Origin of the sequence: Pseudoxanthomonas sp. UTMC 1351, from assembly GCF_040948865.1 — a bacterium.
GTDB lineage: Bacteria > Pseudomonadota > Gammaproteobacteria > Xanthomonadales > Xanthomonadaceae > Pseudoxanthomonas_A.
The window spans coordinates 1-2797 of the sequence record NZ_JAVGJT010000067.1; the positions used below are offsets into that span (position 1 = coordinate 1).

Annotated in this window: 4 protein-coding genes; all 4 read right to left on the reverse strand. The window is 58.1% G+C overall.

The window, feature by feature from the left end; translation table 11 throughout:
• Positions 1-114: 114 nt before the first annotated feature.
• Complete coding sequence (locus AB6O04_RS20595; protein WP_368566290.1) at positions 115-576, reverse strand: DUF4265 domain-containing protein; 462 nt, start codon at positions 574-576, stop codon at positions 115-117.
• Positions 566-943, reverse strand: coding sequence for a hypothetical protein (locus AB6O04_RS20600; RefSeq protein ID WP_368566291.1), 378 nt, complete (start codon positions 941-943; stop codon positions 566-568). The genes AB6O04_RS20595 and AB6O04_RS20600 overlap by 11 nt, the downstream gene beginning before the upstream one ends.
• 114 nt (positions 944-1057) lie before the next feature.
• Positions 1058-1435: a hypothetical protein gene (locus AB6O04_RS20605; RefSeq protein WP_368566292.1), complete on the reverse strand. Its 378-nt coding sequence runs from the start codon at positions 1433-1435 to the stop codon at positions 1058-1060.
• A gap of 921 nt (positions 1436-2356) precedes the next feature.
• Entirely contained in the window at positions 2357-2674 is a 318-nt protein-coding gene (locus tag AB6O04_RS20610) for a hypothetical protein (protein ID WP_368566293.1), read from the reverse strand.
• Between the last annotated feature and the right edge of the window lie 123 nt (positions 2675-2797).

The window sequence follows — 2797 nt, forward strand, 5'->3', positions numbered from 1 at the left end:
CGCTATAGCGATACGTAGTACGAGGACCTGGTCTGGGCATGGATGACACTCCTGATAGTTAGATCAGGGTGTCCACTAAACCGTAGGAGCTACCGCGTCGGCTTGAATGAATTGTTATGCCTCATCCGGGAACAATGACTCATAGGTTGGGTCCGCATGCTCCCACTGAGCATCACGTGCGATGAGGTACGACCGGACATCCTGTAGCTCCACCTCTGGCGGGATGTTAACAGAGACATATTTTGGATTGGCGCCCTCATAGCTGCACCCAAGGGCCACCAAACCTTGAAGAAGCTGATCCGAGACGTTGTCCGGAGAGACAGGTAGCTCAAAGATAACTCGGATTGTCCGGTTGCCTGACTTCTCGACTACGGACTGAAAGGTTGGCATTTGCTCTTGTGGGTCTATCGGTGCGAGCACCGTGTCTTGCCACGAAACGCCGTAAGCATAGAACGGCGAGTTGTCCAGCTTGTAGAGGTCGCGGCCAAGAGGTATTGCCCAAAGCGTCTCGACGGATGCGCTGCCATCATCGCTTGGGACGCGGAACAAAACTTTGGCCGTCGGTTCACTGCTCATGAGGCATAACGCCTGAATTAAGCCGACCCGCAGCGGGGCGGCGACTGCGTGCAAATATAGCCGAAGGCGTGCACTCAGGCGCCGCCCTGATGTGGGTTCGGCTTGATGAATTGTTAGAGCGCAGGTAGCGACGCCAGAGAAGCTCAGCCAACTCAAGCAGCAAGAAGCCGAGCAGGATAGTGAACAACTGTGTCTCGATACTTGCCGGAAGGTCAGTGAGTGTGACGCCAGTAGGCGATGTGCCAGTGACGGCAATGGCATGCAACGATGAGTAAGTGCGAGCGGCAGACATGGCGCCATAGACGATGCAGAGGATCCCAGTGGCATTTGTCAATCTGCGGATAACGTTTGCGGTGATGTTGGTCATGCGCTCTAACGCCTGAATTAAGCCGACCCACAGCGGGGCGGCGACTGGGTGCGAATATAGCCGAAGGCGTGCATTTAGGCGCCGGCCCGCTGTGGGTTCGGCTTGAATGATTTGTTAGGCCGCAGTGGCACGATCTGCGATCTCTAGTGCACGTACAACTGTCAGTGGGCCGTTGATCTCCGGATCAGTGCATATGTCCAAGTCGTCCGCGATATCTGGCCCGGAGTACTCAACTCGCTCGGACATCTGCACGGCATCGGCGGTGTACGCGAGCTCACCGGCGGTCAATTGTCCAGAAGCGAATAAGCGGCAAAGGACGCTGAGCCCGTGCCGATCTAAGAACAAATCAGCGTCCTCATGGACCAGAACGGGCGCAGATCCGCCGCGACCGAGACGGCGGGTGTGCTCCGCCAACTCTGCGGCGATCTCGGCCGAGTAGTCAGCGGCGGAAGTTGAGCCAGAAATCAAATTGACCAACGAGCTAAGTTTCATGCGGCCTAACGCCTGAATTAAGCCGACCCGCGAAGCGGGTTCGGCTTGAATGATTTGTTGGGCGGCAAACTACCAGAAATTTCGGCCCTTGGAAGCGAAGCGCTACCGACCGACTGGCCGAAGCCGCTTGTCCCACCCGAAAGCCCATATGCCGGGGCGCGGCCCCGTGAAGTGTCCCCACGGTCCGAAGCCAGTGAGTGCGCAAGCGGGGAGGCTCGCATCCCTCACCCATGATCTTGCGCACCACAACTGACCGAAGCAAAAGCCGACGATGCGTGAGCGCCACCACGCGGTAAGTCAACGAAAGCCAAGCGCAGCGGGAACAGCAAATTGCCGCGAACCAAGATGTTGGATGATCTGGAGCAAGCCCGGTTGCGGTGAGCCGAAACCTCATGTGCTCCTGACCGCCCAACGCCTGAATTAAGCCGACCCGCGAAGCGGGTTCGGCTTGAATGATTTGTTGGGCGGCAAACTACCAGAAATTTTGGCCCTTGGAAGCGAAGCGCTACCGATCGACCAGCCGAAGTCGCTTATCCCACCCGAAAGCCCCTATGCCGGGGCGCGGCCGCAGCAAAGTGTCCCCACGGTCCGAAGCCAGTGAGTGCGCAAGCGGGGAGTCTTGTATCCCTCACCCATGATCTTGCGCACCAGAACTGACCGAAGCAAAAGCCGACGATGCGTGAGCGCCACCACGCGGTAAGTCAACGAAAGCCAAGCGCAGCGGGAACAGCAAGTTGCCGCGAACCAAGATGTTGGATGATCTGGAGCAAGCCCGGTTGCGGTGAGCCGAAACCTCATGTGCTCCTGACCGCCCAACGCCTGAATTAAGCCGACCCGCAGCAGGGCGGCGACTGCGTGCAAATATAGCCGAAGGCGTGCACTCAGGCGCCGCCCTGATGCGGGTTCGGCTTGAATGAATTGTTAGGGGCGCACACGACCGGACTGCCCCCACACGTGCTTTGCCCAATAGCTGAGCATACCGAACGGGATAAAGACGATAAATTGCAAGGCCCATCCGCCAATCTCGCCGGACGCAAGTTGCTTATTGCCACTGGCATGAGCCAAGAACAGTGCGATTGCAACAACCTGCGGTGCAACCGCCGGCCAAATAGTGGACTGCCAGTTCAAGAGACTCGTCTCTCCAGCGAGTAGCAGGTGAGCACCCATGACAGCGACGATGGCGGTAGGAAGCAGTGCCAGCACCAGAAGCAGGATTTGTAACGGCCGATTCGCTGTCATGCGCGCCTAACGCCTGAATTAAGCCGACCCGCGAAGCGGGTGGGAGTTCCTACGCAAAAGTGGACACCGGTGGGTTAGATGCATTGGCGTTCGTATTCGGCCGGCGAGCGGTATCCCAGCGCC

Excerpts from the sequence above, each read along its gene's own strand:
- AB6O04_RS20595 (WP_368566290.1), bottom strand. The coding sequence starts at position 576 with ATGAGCAGTGAACCGACGGCCAAAGTTTTGTTCCGCGTCCCAAGCGAT.
- AB6O04_RS20600 (WP_368566291.1), bottom strand. The coding sequence starts at position 943 with ATGACCAACATCACCGCAAACGTTATCCGCAGATTGACAAATGCCACT.
- AB6O04_RS20605 (WP_368566292.1), bottom strand. The coding sequence starts at position 1,435 with ATGAAACTTAGCTCGTTGGTCAATTTGATTTCTGGCTCAACTTCCGCC.
- AB6O04_RS20610 (WP_368566293.1), bottom strand. The coding sequence starts at position 2,674 with ATGACAGCGAATCGGCCGTTACAAATCCTGCTTCTGGTGCTGGCACTG.